This is a genomic window from Neobacillus drentensis (assembly GCF_021560175.1).
GTDB classification, from domain to species: domain Bacteria; phylum Bacillota; class Bacilli; order Bacillales; family Cytobacillaceae; genus Neobacillus; species Neobacillus drentensis_A.
This window is the reverse complement of sequence record NZ_CP091110.1, coordinates 3,209,554-3,229,481: the sequence shown is the minus strand read 5'-3', so window position 1 is coordinate 3,229,481 and position 19,928 is coordinate 3,209,554. Positions and strand designations below refer to the sequence as shown.

The window sequence follows — 19,928 nt, the reverse complement described above, 5'->3', positions numbered from 1 at the left end:
ATCACCTCCTTGTCCACTGTTTACTTAACATTTTATTCAGGGATATTGGACAAGCATAGACAATTGACTCAGGACAGATAACTTTTTTTAATTAATTTTTTGTTACGTACTTAGATTGATTATGTCAATATGGCGTCTATTTTTATGATGCTAACATGCAGGTCAGTTGAACAAAAAAAAGCCTAATTTCTGCTGAAATTAGGCTTTTTCTTAACTTATGCAGTTATCTAGGTTATCTGGTACCACCCGTAAGATGTGCGTCAAACATATCAATAATTTCTAGGAACCTATCAGCTTCCCGGAAAACATGGTCTGCTAATAGAGGATGAATAATGCTCTTAATTTTACATTGCTCAATTAAATCACGGGCTGTTTTTTTGAAGTCCCTAAGAGATACTACCGACACGCGATTTTGATCAAGGAATTGATCTAAGAGAGGAACTGTTTGAGATTGTGGCTTCATAGATTCTAAGTCTCTTGCTTGATACAATAATTGATCAAAGTCATTGCTGAAATTCTGTGCTAAATCAACTAATTTCCTTTCTGACGGATCAAGGAGATGACCAATAAATTTGGCATGGTCTGCCATAATTCTTAAGAAGAAGACATTTTCTTTAATAATGGCATCTGGAAGCGATTGTAATTTCCCTTCATTTAATTCAATTAATCGCTTTCTAAAATAATTAGCTTCCCTGCTAATATGGTCAACCAAAAGTGGGAAATTATTTGCCCCCGGCAATTTACATGTGAGAATTAGTCCTAAGACTTTCCGTTTATAAACGAAAATATTAGTTGCTGCTTGTTGTACCTCTGAATTAAATCTTCTTATTTGTTCGGGGTCTGTTTGATTATTATAGGAATGCGCAGTTTGTTCGATGTGTTCAAATAAGCGATAAAATTGATTAGCCTCTTGTATGAGTTGAGTATCTTCTGCTCTAAAACCCAATCGAAGGAATAAAGAATGTTCTTTCATGATCCTAGCCCAAAAACGAATTTCATTTATAGAGCGCTCTACAAACAATCCAGATGTAACACCGGTATCAGCATGCAAAGGTGTATGATCCCCGTTCATTCTATATCCTCCCCGTAATAACCCTTTTGCTCTATTCATATTTACTTAGTCCATTGAATATGCCTTAAAGCAAAAGTTCCGTTTTACATTTGAAAATTATAAAGGAAAGAGGTATATCTTTGTTCTATCTAAGATTATTGTCAAAAACCTTTATTTCCTAGTCAATGGGGAGAGGATCCAGTATTATAAAAACAAATAGAATTCTCAAAATCTTAGTGGTTCACCTCGCGGAATTTCACCCAAGGCTGTGGGCTATGGATAATTAGAAGGTAAATATAATCCACCCCAATTTCGCTAAAGACGCATCAATGGACTGCGCAGTTGCATCATAGGTCTTTGCTTCTGCCACAACCTTTGTCGTAATGAATCGTTCTTCTCTTGCGACACCGCAGGAACGGATTCCTTCGCCTATCCCCACTTCATTCATATAAGCTTGTGCAGTATCAATTTGACGATAACCAATAGAAGGAGAAGCAGTTCCTGTAATTTCTGAAGGGAAACTTTTATTAGACAACTTAAGAACATTAAGAATTTCAGTGGATGACTTCCAGACCCCTGTACTAAACAATTCTTGACTAATTAAATAAGCCATCTAAAATCGTGCTGCTGAATATGTTAAAGCACTCTTCCCCTTCCCCTAAAACTTTCAAGACATTTATTCCTTCATATTTACAAAATCATTTATTTTGTCCCGATGCCCAATAACAGCTAACTTGTCTCCGTCATTTAAAATTTGTTCGGGAGAAGGTGAAATGAACAGTTCCTGATTTTTAACGATTGCAATGGCATTTAAATCATATTTTGCTCGTAAATCAAAATCCCGTAAACTTCTCCCCGACATACTTGAAGGAATGACAATTTCCTCTATATTGTATTCGTTTGACAGTTCAATATAATTCAACACATTAGGTAAAAGAAGCTGGTGTGCTACACGGGCCCCCATATCCCTTTCAGGATGAACAACCCAATCTGCACCAACTTTTTCTAAAACTTGTCCATGACGTTTATTAAGGGCTTTGGCAATGACTTTTTTAACACCTAATTCTTTTAAAAGCAAAACGGTTAAAATACTTGCTTGCATGTCGTTTCCTATCGCTACAATCACATAATCAAAATTACGAATACCAACAGATTTAAGCGATTCTTCTTCAGTGGAATCAAGTACAAATGCATGCGTAACAAATTCTTTCCCATTCTCTACTCGATCTTCATTTAGATCAATCCCTAGCACTTCTTGCTCTGCTTCATATAATTTAGAAGCTATACTCGTTCCAAATCGTCCTAATCCAATAATTGCGTAACTTTGCTTTGCCATATTTCTTCATTCACCCCATAAGAAAACATTTTACTAGCCAATTAATATTTTTTCCTCTGCAAATCGTACTTTTGATTCTTTCTGAGTTCTTAAAAGTGCAAAAGCCATTGTTAAAGGTCCAAGTCTTCCTATAAACATCAAAATGGTTATTAAAATTCTTCCAGCGGGCGTTAAATCTGGGGTTAAACCTGCTGTTAAACCAACCGTGCCAAAAGCAGAAATCGTTTCAAACAGGATTTTGCTCATTTCTGCTTTTTCTGTATAGGTCAGTAAGAAAAAAATGATAAAATTAAAAATAATAGCTGCAACCACGATCGATAAAGCCCTATTCACATATTGCCACGAGATTCTTCTTTTGAAGATATTCACATCGTTTCGATTCGTTAGGACGGTCCAAAAAGCGAACATGATAATGGCGTAAGTCGTTACTTTTATTCCTCCTCCAGTGGATCCAGAGGATGCTCCTATAAACATTAAGGCCATCATAAATACTTGAGATGAGAGGGTCATTTGAGAAATATCTATCGTATTAAATCCTGCTGTACGCGGCACAACACCTTGAAAATAGGATGCCCAAAGTTTATCTCCCAACCCAAAGTGACCAATCGTCGAGGGATTACCAAATTCTGAAACGAATATAATTAGTGTTCCTAAAATGTTAAGAATCAGTGTCATCAATAAAGCTACTTTTGAATGCAGAGATAATTTACGAAAAGATTTTTTTCTATAAATATCTAAGATGACAGTAAAACCAATACCTCCAATAATAAAAAGGAGGGTGATAACAATATTGACTGTCGGATCTCCTACCCATTTACTAAGGCTGTCAGATTCTAACCCAAAACCAGCGTTATTAAAGGCAGAGATCGAATGGAAAACGCCATAATAAATTGCTTTTTTCAATGGCATTTCATACGTCCATCTTATCGCTAAAATAATGGCACCGATTAACTCAACGATAAGGGTAATAAGTATAATCCGCTTTACTAAGTGGACGACTCCGGAGAGTGTAAATACATTTAATGAATCTTGTAGTAATAATCGCTCCTTTAATCCAATCCTTTTTCCTAAAATAATAAACATAAATATTCCTGTCGTCATAAATCCCCAACCGCCCATTTGAATCAAACAAAGAAGAACGATTTGACCAAATAAAGTAAAGGTGGTTCCCGTATCCGCAACGGCTAAACCTGTAACACAGACAGCAGAAGTGGCTTCAAATAAAGCATCAATAAAGCTAAGGCCATGTCCATGTTCATGTGTAGCAACTGGCAGCATAAAAAGACAAGTTCCTATTAAAATTAGGCTTCCGAAACCAATAACAAGAATTTGGGCAGGATTTAATTTAATCAAATTCCCTTTTCTTTTAAGCAATTTCATAGTAATCTCCCTTAAATATCATTGTATTCAAACCTTATTATCAAAAAGAGCTGCCGAAGACATAGTTCAAATGGCTTTAAGAGTCATAATTCATCATAAACAAAACTAATCATCTATTAGCATTCTCTAGATTAAAACTGTTTGTGGAAATTTAGAAGTTATTCTTCTAATTTCACAAGTTTCTCGATAATTTGATTTTGTTCTTGCTCCGCTACTTCATTTGAAATAATATCTTCTTTTATAAGTACTTCCACGGCGTCATGTTGTGCATATAAGGCATGTCTTTGTAAGATCGTTTGCTGTTTATCTTTTAATTCAGGATTCTTTCTAAATAGATCCTCCATTTGAGTCTGCAAACCGGATAGCTCTTGTTCATATTGTGCTACGAGCTCTTGTGCTGCCGTTTTTGAAATAAACAACTTTTTACTAATCGATTTTATTTCCGTTATGGCCGTTTCGTATCGGTGTCTACGTGCGATTATTTCTTCATATTCTTTATATCCTTCTTCTTTTTTATTAACGGCTAGGAAGGATATAAGAGGTTTTATAGAAAGTCCTTGAACGATTAACGAGAATAGAACCACACTAAAGGAAATAATTAAGATGTCCTCCCGTCCTTCAAAATGACGAGGAAGACTTAAAACTAAAGCAATGGAGAGTGATCCCTTTAGGCCTCCCCAATTGATAACATGCCTCCAGGCAGAAGGGAAATTCTTAGTGAAAATCAGACTAGCATATACTGCAAGGCTTCTTGCTATCAGTACAATTAAAATGGAGATTAAAACCAAACCCCATTTGTCGCTGAAATTAATCTTAGTTATTTCTAACCCCACCATTAAAAAGACAACAGAGTTCGCTAGCAATGCAGTAACATCCCAGAAGTTATTGATGTTGAGCTTCGTTGTTGGACTCATCCCAATTTTCGCTCCATAATTTCCAAATATCAAGCCAGCCACAACCACAGCAATAACACCGGAAGCATGGACAGATTCACCTAATAAGAATGAACCATAAAACAGAATAATACTAAAGATGATTTCCATAGGATAATCATCAAATTGTTTGGTTAATTGTGAAAAACCAAAGCCAAGTGCTCCCCCAATGATGATCCCCAGTGAGATTACTTTGATAAATTCCCATAATCCATAACCGATCCCTCCTGCTCCAAGGTCAAGGTATGTAAGTAAATAAAAGGCGGATATTTTAAAAAGAACAACCGAGAGTCCGTCATTAAATAAACTTTCCCCTTCAATTACAGTTGCAAGTCTCTTGTTTACTCCAATGCTTTTAAAAATTGACAAAACACTGACTGGATCCGTAGCACTCATTAAGGCAGCAAATACAAAAGCGTTTGGGATCGAAAAATCCAACAGTCCTATCATTAAAAAACCAATGATTAAAAATGATAAAAGTGTACCTCCAAAAGCTAGAGCGAGAATGGGCCCTTTATTCTCTTTTAAATGGGAGAAGGGCAGTTTTAAAGATGCTTCACCTAATAAAGCAGGCAAAAACAGTGTAATAATAACAAAGTTAAAAACTTCCCCTTCTGTAATGAAATCCTTTAATTGTTCTAAAACAGGAATGTTTACTAGTCCAATCACTGTTCCAACAATCACTAAAGCAATGGGATAAGGTCGATTGAATTTTTTTGCAATAGCAGTTACACCTGCTGCAATCATTACTAAAATAAGGCTAAGTTCAAAAATGTGATGTAAATCTAATTCAGTCACTTTTATACAGTCCCTCCTCAACTTATCAGGTGATTACTTTATTTATTCTCTACGTTTTTTCAGGCAGGTATTTCATCCATGTTTTAAGTTTATAATTATAAATAAGATACCCTATCACAGAAGAAGTAGTTACACCTATAGAAAAAATATAAAATAAGGCTTTTCTAGTGAACCTCCCTTTTTTCCAGTATATCTAAATTTCGCTTCACTTGATGGAGAAACCTTATCTCGTCCAACATCTTTTCTTTACCTTTGTGTTTGCTTATTGATTGAATGATGACTAAAACGAAAATAAAGAGAGTTTGGGTTACCAACTCTCTTTATTTTCGTTATATTTATAACCTATTCAATTTATTATACAAACATTTCATAAACACCTATCATTAATAACATAAGCCCCGCAACCATATTTGAGTATTTACCAATATTCTTCCCACAAATCTTATTCCCAAGTTTTAATCCAAACCAAATGGATAGGACCGAAAACAATCCAATCGAAATGGTTGCTAAGACTGGAGAAACTCCTGTTATTCCTGCCCCTAGTCCCATTGCTAGGCAATTTATCGCTAAAGCAAATCCTAAAAAAATCGACTCTTTTAATGATATGACCTTATCACCATTTACATCGGCTAAATCTGGATGAGTTATAACTTGTGTATAATTTGAATCAAGTTTTATCTCACTCATCGCTTTTTGTTCAAAAAAGGAATCCATTATGCATTTAATTCCAATGCAAATGATGATGAATCCTCCTAGTAGATTGGCAATTTGTATGCTGATAAAAGCTGAAATGAGTCTTCCCGCAATGATGGAAAGATAAGCACACAACATGGAAACGATGCCGATAATCAAATTAGAGATAAATGGAATCCGTGTTGATTTTAATCCATATGAAACACTTATTCCTAAATTATCAAGATTGGAGGCAATACCAATTAATAAGATAGATGCCAGATGCATATTTTCCCCCTATGAATTACATTGGTCTTAAGTTGATCTTTATGTGTATTTATATATTCAAATGGGTTTCATTATGTTAAAAGAAATTATGGGTCCCAGCTATACATAATTCCATTAAGACATAAAAAAAAGAACTCAGTTTGAGTCCCTTAATGAATAACTGTTTTCATTTTTTTTAATGCTAAAGAATCATACCTTCATCAGTTTCTAGAACAGTAATTTGTTTTTGTTTTTGTCTATAAACGATTTTAGATAACAAAACGCTTATTTCATACAATAATATAAGCGGGATTGCCACTGAAATATGAGAAATAAATTCTGGTGGAGAAATCATGGAAGCAATTAAAACCAGAAGTAAATAAGCATACTTTCTTAATTTAACAATCTTATATGGATTAACCAAACCTGATGTAGTTAAGAACATTGAGACAAGCGGCATTTCAAAGGCTACCCCAAAAGGTAAAGTCATATTGATTAAAAAACTAAAATATTTATCTGCCGTAAAGGATGCAGTCATTAAATCTTTCCCCAAATTAATGAGAAACCTCATAATATTCGGAAATATAAAGTAATAACCAAATGCCAACCCTCCTATAAAGAGAAAAAACATAGCAGGTATATACGCTAATGTAACCTTTCTTTCTAATGGTTTTAAGGCTGGTTTGACAAATAGCCAGATTTGCCATGCAGCCACTGGGATAGTCCCAGCTACTGCCACAACAGTGGCTATGTGAAAATAAATCCACATGATATCACTTGGTCCCAAAATCATTAACTTATATCCTAGATCCCCCATGAAAAAAAGATATATATTTTTCACATAAACAAGTCCTAAAACAAGGAATAAAATGAAAGCAACCACAGAAATAATTAATCTTTTTCGTAATTCCTCAAGATGATCAACAAAATTAAGTTCTTTATCCATCACAGTACCTCGCCTGCCTGTCACAAATTTATTACATTCTCCATCTTTATTACGATATAACCCTATTCCATCTTACTCTTCTTCTCCTACTCACTCTTTCCATAAAACACCTTTAAGTTATTATTGTAAATTTAAATTATTTACTTTACAGTTAATGATTTAGTTACAATTTGGACTGCGACAGCATCATCAATATAACCAATTGGAAATATGTAATCAGGTATGACATCCACTGATACAATAAAATAGATTAGTGCACTTCCTATTATGGCAAGTTCTCGTGATGTTCCTCGATTCAAACGGAATTTCTCATACAAGTCTTTAAGCTGACTTATAAATGGACCAATGCTGCCAATTTTCTTCAGTTTTTCACCAAAATTATTCAGAATAGTTCCTTTTCCCTCTTCAGTTTGTGCATATTGTTCATAATTAGCTAATTGACGCTCCACACTTACAACACTAAATTGATTATCTATTATATTTGAGGATTCAAGGAAATTTTGAATACTCTCAACAGACTTAAGAAGATTGGATTGTTGTAATCCCTCTTGTTCCATTGAATAACCCGCAACCACAAATAACTCTGAGATTGGGACATTTAAATGTTCAGCGAATTTTTGTAAATGTACAGGATTCGCCTTGCGTTTCCCGTTTACAATCCGTGAGATAGTGGCTGTGTCAATATTAGTCAGTTCACTAAGCTTCCTCATGGATAAAGAGTGTTGTTTTAACAACTTTTTCAAATGCAAACCTAGTTTTTTATCTGATTTATCTTCTGTCATATCAAGTTTCCTTTCTTAGTTTAATTGAGTGAATTTCATAAAAAAATTTAACCTCTATTAAGCTAATAAAAACTGCCAATCTTACCCTAATAAAAACAAGACCACTTAAAAATATAGATATATGTTGACAGTTTGTCAATAATCATTGTCATTCGACATTATTTCTAGATTTTTTGTCAATAAATTTCAATCAATAATAACCATGATAAAGTACGAAAATGTGTTAGAATTTCTTGATTACCGTTTTCTGTAGTAATGTTCCTTTCTCCTCCTAGTAGTCTACTAATCGTAGGGGTGGCTCCTAGAATATGATATAATCATATTGGAGGTGAATTATGGAAGGATTTCAGGAGAATACTGAAAAATGGTTTAAGATTCCCCGAAACCAAGTCATTTTAAAAATTTTTATCCCTATTATTCTTGCCATTATTCTACTAATCGTAAAGAAAATTTGGGGCGACTCCCTCCTCTCCTATACCCAGGAACACAAGTGGTTTATATTGACTGGTTTTACGGCTGTCATTCTCTACATAAGTTGGGCCTTTAAAGATTTTTTTACAAACCATAAACAAAATTTGCGGAGAACATGGTATTTCTTGTTTATTGTAGGGGTCGTATTGCTGCTCACTCAAACAGGTTTTAATGCGAAAGATTGGCAGCGATATTCTTTGTTAGCAGCGATGTTTATCTTTGTCGATTTAGCCTTATTTCTTACTCCCTCGATAAAGAAAATCGGCGGAGCGGAAATGGAACAAATCAATGAAGTGGAAAGCGTCAATGACGAAATGAAGAAGGTTATTGTCCAAACACAAAATAGAAGTTTGCAATTCACCAATATACTGGACATGATGCAAATCTCATCTTTTAAAACCCAAGAATGGGATGAAATAGAGGTTTATCAGGAGAGTTTAGAGGATTTTTTATTTACATACGGTGAAACCTGCAGACAAGAGATTACCGTCTTTAAGAAAGACAATGATCATTTTTTTAAACAAGAAGTTGGCACCGTACTCGGAGTAAATCTTACCGAAGAACAAATGCATTTGATCAATGACAATATCGTCGTTCATGTTGATAAACAAACCGTTCTAATTCCCTATCTCGAAAAAGTGTTCCCAGTGGTGATTTCGATTGAATCGGAAAAAGAACATGTGTTGGATATAGACATAGACCATATCATTAATCTATGTTTGATCCATACTTGGTTAAAAAAACCAGAAAATGAACAACCAAATTGGCAAACGTTATAGATAAAAAGGTGTTAGTTTGGTAGAATAAGGGTAATAGATAGGAAAGGAGTGGATACAAATGCCAGAGCGTACGAACAAAACAGAGGGAAATGTAGTCACGATGGTTGGAAGGCGCAAAGGTAGAGTGAAGTCTCCTTTTTTACAAGAGAAGGCTACTCGAACAGTTCCACAAACTTCTCCATCATTGTATACGAGGGAATTATTTAAAAGAAGTGATGAAGCGGTAGATCGCTTAAAGGATAGCCATTACGGTGAAGTGAGACGATAAGACAGGATTTTAATCCTGTCTATTTTTATTGTGTCTTATAAGGAACCATGTATCTTTAAAGGCTTTTTGATTAAAACCCTCATAATCGGACCATACAGACAATATATATGTACAAGCATTTGTATGGGAGATGATGTGGTGAGTGTTAGAAAAAAGAAAAGTCCTTTTTTATTGGATCAGCCCTCAGGGTCCATTCCAAAGCGGGACCAGGATCATAATTTACTTCTAAATTTGCATAAGAAATTAAAAGACAATATTGATAAATTAAAGAAAGGCAGATAGGTGTAAGTTAATGTCATCAATTCTGCCGCCCTCCCAATAAAGCAGACTACCTAGAAAGTACAATTAAAGATAAACTTAATTGTCTCTTCCAGGCTTGTAATAATAAAGATCACTTTGATGTCCAGAAATTTCATTATTATCAATGAACAGCTGTCCATCGTCTTGGTACGTGGCTAAGGTAATTTCCTCTATTTTTTCTCCCCTCTTTTCGAGTTCTCCGATCAGCCAACTATGGTCTAATTGTAAATATTTTAAATTATGATAAACAACCTGTCCGTCCAAGATCAGCGGGATAGGAATGTACTCTTTTTTAACATGTAAATTTAAATCTTTTGGTTGAACGGGACGATAATCCGACTTAGGAATCACACTAATACTTCCTGTGGCCTCCATCACGGCAATCGAGATACTTTGAATATCTGTGTACCCTTTTACTCTTAGATGGGATAATAATTCATTCATGGGCATGCGTACCTTCTTTAACCCTTTTCTATCTATGTCACCATTATGAATTAATACAGTGGGACTTTCATATAACATCCATCTTAGTTTATTATGTAAGGATAATCGGATAAAAATCTTATATAAAATGACGGTGATTCCAGCATAGGTAATCGCTTTTCCCATATTAGTTACTTCCACAGGAGTGCTAATAATATTGGTAAGAATTAAGATATACAATAAATCAAAGGTATGCATCTGAGCGACTGCCTTTTTTCCTGTAATCCTTAAAAACAAATAACCTACCGCAAAAACTAAGAATGTCCGGTAAAATGTTTCCAAATTGGCATCTCCTCTAAAGGCTACAGTGTAGAATTACCTTTAGTATTAGAAGTTTTATTCCCTACTAAACAACCCAGCCTATTTATTTTATTAAAGTTAGCTTGGGTTAAAGTCATGTTTTTCACTCCATACTTTTTAGTTCAAATGTTTCCCCAACGAAACTTTTTTTCACCTCTATTACTTAGTTAGCAGAGTGACAAAAGGTTTCTCTAGACCCACTCGACTTTAATGCTTCATAATGGAAAAGGATAGAAACGTGGGGGAAGTAAAATGGAAGAACAAGCATATTTGGACTTGAAACGCGGAGAACGTGGAGCAGTAATAAGTATTATTGCTTATATTTGTTTGTCTGCATTAAAATTAATTGTTGGATATTTGGCAAATTCTGAAGCCCTAAAAGCAGATGGGTTAAATAATGCTACTGATATCATTGCCTCAATCGCCGTACTAATAGGGTTAAAACTATCACAGCGACCTGCTGATGATGATCATCCATACGGCCACTGGAAAGCGGAAACGATTGCCTCCATGGTTGCTTCGTTTATTATGCTGGTGGTCGGGATCCAAGTGACATATGAAGCGATTTCTAGTATTTTTCATGGCCGGAATGAATCTCCTGATTTAATCTCTGCATGGACAGGCCTCCTTTGTGCAGTAGTGATGTATTTTGTTTTTCGCTATAACAAAAAATTGGCCAATGAAATTAATAGCCTATCGGTTATGGCAGCGGCAAAGGACAATCTATCAGATGCCTGGGTAAGCGTAGGAATATTCATTGGTATTTTGGGTACCCAGTTCGGTTTTCCTTGGCTCGATCCGTTAACTGCCATTATAGTAGGGTTGCTTATCTGTAAAACCGGTTGGGAGATTTTTAGAGAAGCATCCCATAATTTGACGGATGGATTCGATGAAAAAGTTACCGAATTATACAAAGAAACGATCGATAATTGCTATGGTGTCAAAGGTGTAAAGGATATTAAAGCCAGAAATTATGGTAATAACGTAGTGGTTGACATTGTTATCTTAGTCAATTCTAATCTGGATATTCGTGAAGCTCACGATATTGCAACCGAAGTGGAGATGAAATTAATTGAAGTCCATCACGTTTATGATGTTCATGTGCATGTAGAACCTAATTAAGTTTATATGATATAAAAGGTTCAAATATAAGATCGACGATTGAAATCACAGCAAAAAAAGAGACTTTTCAAAAAGTCTCTTTTTTGCTGTTTCACTAAATTTACTTCGTTTTTTCATCCAACTCTTTCAACGCATCAGTAAGTTGGTCGTTTAAGTTTCCTAATGCCTCTTTATCCAACGTTGCTGCTTCAGAACCTGCAATGGTTGGGTCTAGATAGGTTTCAATTTTCTCGTATAAATCTTTGTTATCTTTTTTAACGTCATCTTCAAAAGATGACCATTGATCCTCTAATTGCGGTCCAACTTTCTTTACCTTTGCCTGATCACCGCTATCAATTGCTTTTGACAATTCTTCCGTTGTGTCCAACATTTTATTGACACCATCTGAAACTTTTTGATCGGTTGAACTACTACAACCTGCTAAAACAAGTGCACTTCCAAGACCCAGGGCTAAAACTAGAGAGGTTATTTTCATCATGACAGCTTCCTACTTTCAAAGTTTGTATTTTTTTCCGTACTCAGTTTTTTGTTTTTCAATTTTTTAAATAAAATGATCATAACAGCAGCTACAACAAGGATTGCCTGTGGAATTGTACTTTCCCATGAAGGATAGAGTGCAAAAAATTCGATACTTGGAATACTTGATGAATTCGTTGTTTGAATAAAACCGGCTAGCTGAAGACTGTGTATGCCCATACCGGTAAACTTAATACAAAGGTAAAATACGATGATACTAGAGACCATAAAGAAGGGGCGTAACGGCAGTTTCAAACCGATAAATACCATTAAGTAGGCCAAAACCCCAAGTATCGCAGCTCCAATGAGAAAACCAATTAATAAAGACTGGATACTTATTTGACTAGCCATTCCAATGTAAAATAGGACTGTTTCCGTTCCTTCACGAAATACCGCCAGAAAAGCAAGTACTCCCAAAGAAACAAGCTTACCAGTGGTTAAAGCGGTTTGGCTTTTTTCACGAATATATCGATTCCAATCAGCAATATTGGATTGACTATGAAGCCAATAACTCATATAGAGTAACATGACTGCTGCAAAAACTCCTGTCCATCCACCGATCAGCGCATTATTATTACCAAAAGCTCCGGATGAAATAACAAATTTCACAATGATGGCAAGGAGTATACTAACTCCAAGTCCGGATAATACTCCTGACCAAATCCAGCCTTTTCCTTTTCCGGTTCCTGACTTTTTCACAAAGGACATTAGAGCAATAACTACCAATAATGCTTCCAGACCTTCACGAATTAAAATCATAGCTGCATCCCAGTATGTGTATTGAGATTTATTTGCTAAAGGAGTTAAATAATTAACCATGTTATCGATGACTCGATTAGCTTGTTTGAAATTTGGTGGATTATCCGATAGCATCGCCTGGATGGTAACTAAATCTCTCTCAGAATCACTGTATACAGAGGCTGATTGAGCAACCACTACCCCTTCAACATCTAACCAACTATCACTAGCTTTTTTGATGCCTTTTAGTGCTTCAGCTTGATTTTGTTCTTTTACTTCTTTCTTTAATACTTGTAAAAGTAAGATAAAATCATCTAAAGATAGATCTTTGTTCGTAACAGCTGCTACCTTTGGATAACCACCAGCTGAAAATTTGTCGTTAGTTGCTTTTAAATCTTTTAATGCCACTAAAACTTGATCTGGTTTTTTAATAGTTAAGGCGTAAACGACCTTTCCCATATTTGATTCAATATCTCGATAAGCAGTAGTTGAATCTGCTTTTATCCCTTCTTCAATTTGTCTCCAGGACTTGTTAAATTGATCATATGCCTTTTTTGCTCCCGAAAGGTCCCCTTTCGATGCTAAATCTATGGCTTGATCAACTGATACGTTCGCCTTCTTCATCTCTTCTTTTGAATTTCCATCTGCTAACGCAGGAGTATGTACCCCCATACCAAAAATTAATAGAAGGATAGATATTAAAAGTAATAATTTCTTGCCCATAGGGTCCCCCTAGTTGTCTATAAGTATTAAGTGATAATGAATTTCAATATCATCTATCTCCATCATATTATCTGTGAGAATGATTGTCAATTAGTTTTACTAATCAAATAGGATTTATGACTCCCTTCTTGTCCTTATCGAATCTACTTGTTCACATTTACGTAACATCTATAGTTTCATAAGTGATACCAATCACAATTTAAAAAATATGTCTATGGTATATTCCTATTGAGAAAAGTTATCACCCTCTTTTAGGAGTGAAAAGTATGTCAAAAGTATTGAATATTCAACAACCGGTCCTTCAACTATGTACCGAGTATCCAGAAATCATCCCGATAATGAAGCAACTTGGTTTTGAGAATATCACCAATCCAACTATGCTAAAAACGGCCGGGCGTGTTATGACACTGCCAAATGGCTGCCGGATGAAAGGTATTTCCTTAGATAAAGTCATCCAAACATTTGAAAATAATGGATTTACTATAAACAAGTAGAGGAGCACCTAAAATGAGTGAAATGATTAATAATCGTGAACAAGAAATGATTACACAATTAGAGAGACAAACGGTTTTAAAAGAGATTATCAAAGACCTGCACAACGGCAAAAGTGTGGAGGAAGTAAAGGCTCGCTTTGAAGAAGCTGCTGGGAATATTTCCGTAGCGGAGATTTCTAAATTAGAACAAGCACTGATGGAAGAAGAGGGTATTCCTGTTCAAGAAGTCCAGCGCCTCTGTTCGGTTCATACGGCAATTTTTAAAGGATCGATTGAAGAAATACATCGTTCTGAAAAACCGGAAGAACAGCAGGGACACCCTATTCACACCTTTAAATTAGAAAATAAAGAGATTGATCGGTTAGTAAACTTTAAATTACAGCTCCATTTCGAACGTTTTGAAAAAGAAGACAGCGCGGACAACAAATTTAAGTTACTAGACGATTTAAACCTTTTATTAGACATTGACAAACACTATAGCCGGAAAGAAAATTTGCTCTTCCCTTATTTAGAAAAGTACGGAATCATGGGCCCTACTCAAGTAATGTGGGGAGTGGATGACGGAATACGTGCCGCCATAAAAGAGGCAAAAGAGAAATTAACGAACTATAAAGGTGACAAACAAGCTGTAATCGACGCCCTATATTTCGTGATTCGAGAAGTTAGTGAAATGATTTTTAAAGAGGAAAACATCTTATTCCCGATGGCCTTACAAACCTTAACGGAAGATGAATGGGTCAAAATAGCACATGAAAGTGATGAAATTGGTTTTTGTATCGCTGGACCAGCGGGTGTATGGAAGCCGGAACGAAAGGCTATTGAAGAAAATGCGCTGACCGAAGGATACATTCGTTTAGAAACAGGGATTCTTTCGTTAAAACAACTGGAACTGATGTTAAACCACTTACCTGTTGATATCACCTTTATCGACCAAGATGATGTGGTTCGCTATTTTTCACATGGCAAAGAACGAATCTTTGCTCGAACAAAAGCTGTAATTGGCAGAACCGTTCAAAACTGTCATCCGCCAAAAAGTGTTCATGTCGTCGAAGAATTATTACATGACTTTAAAGCAGGCATCAAAGATTGTGAGGATTTTTATATTAAATTTAAAGATAAATACGTGTATATCCGTTACTTTGCCGTAAGGGATGAAGCGGGTCAATATGTGGGAACGCTTGAATTCACGCAAAATATTAGCTCGATCCAGGAAATTCAAGGAGAAAAACGGATCCTTAATTAGGTTGAACAAATAAAAAAACTGGCTCAATAGGCAGTTGCCGCCATTGAGCCAGTTTTTTTCATAACTTTGTTTTTGCACTTAAGGAATCCACATAATCTTTTGCTTCCTTTAAACCAAGTCCGGTTTCCATTCGATATCTTTTAATGGCTTTAATTTTTTTACCCTCCGCAATTAGGCTGATTAATTCATCATGTAAATCTGCTGTAACTTCATCAGGAAGGCCAATATGTTTGGCCATTTTATTTAATGTTGCGTTGGTACGAGCAAGGTCACTTCTTAATTGACTAATGGAACTTATGATACTAGTTAATAAGAGGCCCACTCCGATAATTCCCAGAATGACTAATTCATCCACATGATCACCTCAGGATATTCTTTTATTCTTAAACATTATTAAAAAAGGATTATCTTAATCGAACTTAGTTTCAACCATTTCCATTATAAACCACTTTATTTTCGATAAACAGCCAAAGAGGAAAAAACAGTGTGTTTCTTCACTAAAAAAGCATTAAATGGGATGTTGTGGAGAATAACGTTAAAATTAGGCTTTTGTCCAATCATGATAAGGTAATCACTCATAGTCTACTGTAACTTTAAAGGAAAGGATGATATTTATGTATCCATACATATATATACATCACTACCATCCGTGGTATAGCCATTACGGAGTTCCCATTATTATTCCTCCACCACCGGTACCGCCTGCTGCCGTTACCTACCGGAATTTATTAGTGCCCTACACAGTTCGAAAAAACTATTATTCCAGCATAAAGTAAATACCTTACACGAGTCATTTCACTCTTCAATAGGATTACAAAAACAAAAACAGGACATCCATCCTGTTTTTTATTTTGCGTCCTTTCTTTCCCTTCCCATTTTTTCTTTAGAGTCCCTTTCTATATCCCGTCTATAAATCCATCATTATTTAGACATAAGTTGATTTTTTGGGAAAAAGGGTACAAACCTAAAGCCTGTCTCCTTCGTGATACATATAAATACAGTACAAACCTACAAGATGGATAGATGGCAGGGAGGGACAATAGCACAGCTGCAATGGAGGTAGTGTCGTCTCAGGGTACATCCTGAATGATCAGCTAGATGAAAGGAGATTATTATGAATGATTTAACCATATGGATAACCATCATCACCTTTTTGGTTACCCTCGGGTTTATTCTTTGGAGACCTAAAGGTATGAACGAAGCGATACCTGCGGCAATTGGAGCCTTTATAGTCGTACTTTGTGGAGGTGTCTCGTTATCAGACCTGGGGATTATTGCAGAAACGATAAGTGGTGCCGCCATTACGATTATGGCAACCATTGTTATGGCGATTGTTTTAGAAAGTTTTGGTTTCTTTAATTGGGTTGCGGAAAAATTGGCTGCCAAGGCTAAAGGTTCAGGGATCCGTTTATTCTGGTATGTCAACCTTTTATGTTTTCTCATGACTCTGTTTTTTAATAATGATGGAAGTATCTTAATCACCACCCCCATTTTGGTCATGTTATTAAACAACATGGGATTGAAAAATCATCAAAAAATCCCTTATTTGCTTTCAGGGGGGTTAATTGCCACAGCCTCGAGTGCTCCAATCGGTGTGAGTAATATTGTGAACTTAATTGCTCTAAAAATTGTGCACATGAGTTTGTATTTGCATACTGCGATGATGTTTGTACCCGCAACGCTAGGTCTGCTCCTACTAGTGGGTCTTCTGTTCTTACGGTTTTACAAAGTCCTGCCGAAAACCATCCCAACGAAAATTACAGGATTGTCGTCAAAATCCTACCATCCACTCAAACCAGTCCTTCAGCATGGCTCAGACAAAGACCGTTCCAGATTTATGCGAAATGTACTATTATTCGTGTTCGCTGTCCGAATCAGTCTCTTTGTCGCCTCGTTTGTAAACATTCCCGTTTCGCTTATGGCCGTATTCGGATCACTTGTTCTGTTAGCATGGAGATGGGCTTATTTAAAAATCCCGCCTGGCGATATGTTGAAAAAAACGCCTTGGTATATCATCGTTTTTGCTTTTTGTATGTATGTCATCATTTACGGTCTGAATAACATTGGGCTAACTGATTGGCTGATTACGTTTATGCAGCCAATTGTTTCCGGAAGCCTGTTGCATGCGAGTGTGATGATGGGGGTTCTTCTAACTGTACTCTCTAATATTTTTAATAATCACCCAGCGCTCATGGTTGGAACACTTACGTTAACGCATATGCATCTAGATTTACTCTCCTTGAAAATTGCTTATCTGGCAAACGTGATTGGCAGCGATATGGGGGCATTATTGCTTCCGATGGGTACACTCGCTACGTTGATGTGGATGCACATTGTTAGAAAAGGAAAAGTGAAAATCACTTGGTGGGAGTATGTAAAAATTACAGGTGTAGTAATCCCTCCTACTGTATTATTTACATTAGTCGTATTATATTATTGGGTTTCATGGCTTTTTGGCGGTGTACTTCAACAATAAGACAAAGATTAGAAAAGGAGAATGAAAGGACAGGTAATGGAGCACCTTTATTACGGAATGTAGAGCCTATTAAAACCATTCAATTACCGTAAAACAAACAAAAAGTTCATATGAAAGAAAGAGTGATGTTCACATGTTGGATCAAAAAAAATCCACCCTGTGTGCAGACGAGGATGGATTTCTGACTCACCGATTATGTTGTTTTATGACCGTGTCGTTCCGAGACATGGTCTTTTTTTAGTGTACCACCTATTGTTAGGATATGTTATCTGGTTAAATTGGTTCAATGTATATAAAAATTTTCTTATTCAGGGATAAAACTTCTTTTTTTAAGATAGTTCATGAAAAATTCCTCGGTCCTAAACGATTTTTGATTCAGGATATTAAAAATCGGAAATGGGATATTAGTTGTAAACCTACCCCTCCTCTCTATTCTATTCATTTACAATTCATCAAGTCTTACACAAGCTAAACTTTGATTTGACAGTTCTTTGAAGACATTTATTAAGGCATGAATGGTATTCTTCGGAGCATCTACATCAGCCCCAGCCGTTTCTCCACAATCATGTAGTAGGACAACATCCCCATTTTTGATGGTTTGTAATAATCTCTTCTCTACTTTTTCACTCCCGCCTCTACTGCGCCAATCTTCCGCCATAACCGACCAATGGATGATTTGGTACTGTTTCAATAGCAGAAAATCTAATAGAGTTAATAATCCCCATGGTGGACGATAGTAAATCGGACGTTCGCCCGTAATTCTTTCAATGATCGAAGCAGTCTTATTTAGATGACGTAGAGTCGTCCAAGGAGCCATCACCCAGTTAGATTTGTGGACGTAATTATGAATGCCAATTAAGTGTCCCTCGGCGTGCATTCTTGCGATTAACTCTGGGTACTTCTCTGCTTTAGAACCAACCACAAAAAAGGTCGCTTTAATATTATGTTTCTTTAACAGGTCTAAAAGCTGCGGCGTATAGACCGGATTTGGACCATCATCAAAAGTAAAGGCAATTTTATCAGAAGTAGCTTTCCTTTTTAAGACTCCGATTCCGGCACCGGCAGTTAGGATAAATGGGATCACCCAGTAAACTCCTACAAGGAACAATACAAGTAACACGAACTTAATCATTTCCTGTACTCCCCCTTTTTCGATCATTTTCTACCTTTTTAGTGCCTTTATCCATCTTTTTTCGTAAGACTATGCTTATGACAGAGGACAAAATAAAAAGTCCAGCGCCAATTATAAAAGGAATCAATCTTCCATGTCGCACCCCTGCAAATAAAGTACTTACCGATATCGTATAAGGCAATATTCCTAAGGCTGTCGTCCATATAAAAGCCTTTTTGTTCACCCTTAATATACCTGCACCATAATTGATGAAATGATAAGGAACCAAAGGTACAAAACGGATAATTAAAAGTCCTATATCCCCTTGTATTCTCAACCATCGATCAATTTTTTCTAGATAAGGTTTTGCCAATGGTTCAATAATGGGGCGAGCAATCCAATTGGATAATTGATACGCAAGGAAAGCCCCTAATATACCACCAATCCAAGAATAGAATCCACCTGCAACTGGACCGTATATTTCGATAAGAAAAAGAGAAACAAATTCGCCAGGCGCAGGGATGACATTTACGATCGTTTGAATCAAAATAGCGACTACTACCCCAAACACACCCAAATGACGAATTGATTCAAGCCATACTTTCGCCGTGCCTGTATGAAGAAAATATAAATAAAGTCCCGTAAAAAGTAAGAAGATAACTAAACTGACAATGGACAGAGAACGTGTGATCGTTGACCTTTTTTCCTTGTGTGAAACTACCATGATAGTTTCCATCATT

General features: G+C 36.0%; 21 protein-coding genes. 7 read left to right on the top strand and 14 right to left on the bottom strand.

What is annotated here, in order from left to right; genetic code table 11:
• Window positions 1-232 precede the first annotated feature (232 nt).
• From L1999_RS15060 to L1999_RS15025, 8 genes are all read right to left on the bottom strand, one after another.
• Window positions 233-1,072: a DUF2935 domain-containing protein gene (locus tag L1999_RS15060; RefSeq protein WP_235739302.1), complete on the bottom strand. Its 840-nt coding sequence runs from the start codon at window positions 1,070-1,072 to the stop codon at window positions 233-235.
• 262 nt (window positions 1,073-1,334) lie between these two features.
• Window positions 1,335-1,664, bottom strand: coding sequence for an aldo/keto reductase (locus L1999_RS15055; RefSeq protein WP_235739301.1), 330 nt, complete (start codon window positions 1,662-1,664; stop codon window positions 1,335-1,337).
• Window positions 1,665-1,727: 63 nt separating this feature from the next.
• Window positions 1,728-2,387, bottom strand: coding sequence for a potassium channel family protein (locus L1999_RS15050; protein ID WP_235739300.1), 660 nt, complete (start codon window positions 2,385-2,387; stop codon window positions 1,728-1,730).
• Between the two features lie 33 nt (window positions 2,388-2,420).
• Window positions 2,421-3,767 (bottom strand): TrkH family potassium uptake protein, encoded by a 1,347-nt coding sequence (locus L1999_RS15045; protein WP_235739299.1) that lies wholly within the window; start codon window positions 3,765-3,767, stop codon window positions 2,421-2,423.
• A 158-nt stretch (window positions 3,768-3,925) separates the two neighbouring features.
• Window positions 3,926-5,497 (bottom strand): cation:proton antiporter, encoded by a 1,572-nt coding sequence (locus L1999_RS15040; RefSeq protein ID WP_235739298.1) that lies wholly within the window; start codon window positions 5,495-5,497, stop codon window positions 3,926-3,928.
• Between the two features lie 354 nt (window positions 5,498-5,851).
• Window positions 5,852-6,457, bottom strand: coding sequence for a sporulation membrane protein YtaF (gene ytaF / locus L1999_RS15035; protein ID WP_235739297.1), 606 nt, complete (start codon window positions 6,455-6,457; stop codon window positions 5,852-5,854).
• A gap of 181 nt (window positions 6,458-6,638) precedes the next feature.
• Complete coding sequence (tatC, locus tag L1999_RS15030) at window positions 6,639-7,385, bottom strand: twin-arginine translocase subunit TatC (RefSeq protein ID WP_235739296.1); 747 nt, start codon at window positions 7,383-7,385, stop codon at window positions 6,639-6,641.
• Window positions 7,386-7,522: 137 nt separating this feature from the next.
• Complete coding sequence (locus tag L1999_RS15025; protein WP_235739295.1) at window positions 7,523-8,164, bottom strand: helix-turn-helix domain-containing protein; 642 nt, start codon at window positions 8,162-8,164, stop codon at window positions 7,523-7,525.
• A gap of 335 nt (window positions 8,165-8,499) precedes the next feature.
• Between L1999_RS15025 and L1999_RS15020 the strand changes: the two genes are divergently transcribed.
• The 3 genes from L1999_RS15020 (at window position 8,500) to L1999_RS15010 (ending at window position 9,964) form a co-directional block, all read left to right on the top strand.
• Window positions 8,500-9,414 (top strand): type II toxin-antitoxin system SpoIISA family toxin, encoded by a 915-nt coding sequence (locus tag L1999_RS15020; RefSeq protein ID WP_235739294.1) that lies wholly within the window; start codon window positions 8,500-8,502, stop codon window positions 9,412-9,414.
• Between the two features lie 58 nt (window positions 9,415-9,472).
• Window positions 9,473-9,682 (top strand): hypothetical protein, encoded by a 210-nt coding sequence (locus L1999_RS15015; protein WP_215042514.1) that lies wholly within the window; start codon window positions 9,473-9,475, stop codon window positions 9,680-9,682.
• A 138-nt stretch (window positions 9,683-9,820) separates the two neighbouring features.
• Window positions 9,821-9,964, top strand: coding sequence for a hypothetical protein (locus L1999_RS15010; RefSeq protein WP_215042515.1), 144 nt, complete (start codon window positions 9,821-9,823; stop codon window positions 9,962-9,964).
• 75 nt (window positions 9,965-10,039) lie between these two features.
• Here L1999_RS15010 and L1999_RS15005 read toward each other — a convergent pair whose 3' ends face one another.
• Window positions 10,040-10,747 carry a DUF421 domain-containing protein gene (locus L1999_RS15005; RefSeq protein WP_235739293.1) on the bottom strand — a complete coding sequence of 236 codons (708 nt, stop codon included), beginning with the start codon at window positions 10,745-10,747 and terminating at the stop codon, window positions 10,040-10,042.
• 270 nt (window positions 10,748-11,017) lie between these two features.
• Between L1999_RS15005 and L1999_RS15000 the strand changes: the two genes are divergently transcribed.
• Window positions 11,018-11,887: a cation diffusion facilitator family transporter gene (locus tag L1999_RS15000; protein WP_235739292.1), complete on the top strand. Its 870-nt coding sequence runs from the start codon at window positions 11,018-11,020 to the stop codon at window positions 11,885-11,887.
• Between the two features lie 100 nt (window positions 11,888-11,987).
• Here L1999_RS15000 and L1999_RS14995 read toward each other — a convergent pair whose 3' ends face one another.
• Together L1999_RS14995 and L1999_RS14990 are read right to left on the bottom strand one after the other, a co-directional pair.
• Window positions 11,988-12,365 carry a hypothetical protein gene (locus tag L1999_RS14995; RefSeq protein WP_235739291.1) on the bottom strand — a complete coding sequence of 126 codons (378 nt, stop codon included), beginning with the start codon at window positions 12,363-12,365 and terminating at the stop codon, window positions 11,988-11,990.
• The gene (locus tag L1999_RS14990) at window positions 12,362-13,864 is read right to left on the bottom strand and encodes an FTR1 family iron permease (protein WP_235739290.1); all 1,503 of its coding nucleotides are present in this window, start codon (window positions 13,862-13,864) and stop codon (window positions 12,362-12,364) included. Before L1999_RS14990 ends, L1999_RS14995 begins: the two co-directional genes overlap by 4 nt.
• Window positions 13,865-14,130: 266 nt before the next feature.
• Between L1999_RS14990 and L1999_RS14985 the strand changes: the two genes are divergently transcribed.
• The gene (locus L1999_RS14985; protein ID WP_235739289.1) at window positions 14,131-14,358 is read left to right on the top strand and encodes a DUF1858 domain-containing protein; all 228 of its coding nucleotides are present in this window, start codon (window positions 14,131-14,133) and stop codon (window positions 14,356-14,358) included.
• Between the two features lie 13 nt (window positions 14,359-14,371).
• Window positions 14,372-15,601, top strand: a complete 1,230-nt coding sequence (locus tag L1999_RS14980) for a DUF438 domain-containing protein (protein WP_235739288.1) — start codon at window positions 14,372-14,374, stop codon at window positions 15,599-15,601.
• 58 nt (window positions 15,602-15,659) lie between these two features.
• Here the strand turns inward: L1999_RS14980 and L1999_RS14975 are convergent, their stop codons facing one another.
• Complete coding sequence (locus L1999_RS14975) at window positions 15,660-15,956, bottom strand: ribosomal protein L7/L12 (protein ID WP_235739287.1); 297 nt, start codon at window positions 15,954-15,956, stop codon at window positions 15,660-15,662.
• A gap of 759 nt (window positions 15,957-16,715) precedes the next feature.
• Here L1999_RS14975 and L1999_RS14970 point away from each other — a divergent pair.
• Window positions 16,716-18,077 (top strand): arsenic transporter, encoded by a 1,362-nt coding sequence (locus L1999_RS14970; RefSeq protein ID WP_235739286.1) that lies wholly within the window; start codon window positions 16,716-16,718, stop codon window positions 18,075-18,077.
• Between the two features lie 442 nt (window positions 18,078-18,519).
• Here the strand turns inward: L1999_RS14970 and L1999_RS14965 are convergent, their stop codons facing one another.
• Both L1999_RS14965 and L1999_RS14960 read right to left on the bottom strand, forming a co-directional pair.
• Window positions 18,520-19,209 carry a polysaccharide deacetylase family protein gene (locus L1999_RS14965; protein ID WP_235739285.1) on the bottom strand — a complete coding sequence of 230 codons (690 nt, stop codon included), beginning with the start codon at window positions 19,207-19,209 and terminating at the stop codon, window positions 18,520-18,522.
• Window positions 19,202-19,927 (bottom strand): TVP38/TMEM64 family protein, encoded by a 726-nt coding sequence (locus L1999_RS14960; protein WP_235739284.1) that lies wholly within the window; start codon window positions 19,925-19,927, stop codon window positions 19,202-19,204. The genes L1999_RS14965 and L1999_RS14960 overlap by 8 nt, the downstream gene beginning before the upstream one ends.
• Window position 19,928: the final 1 nt, after the last annotated feature.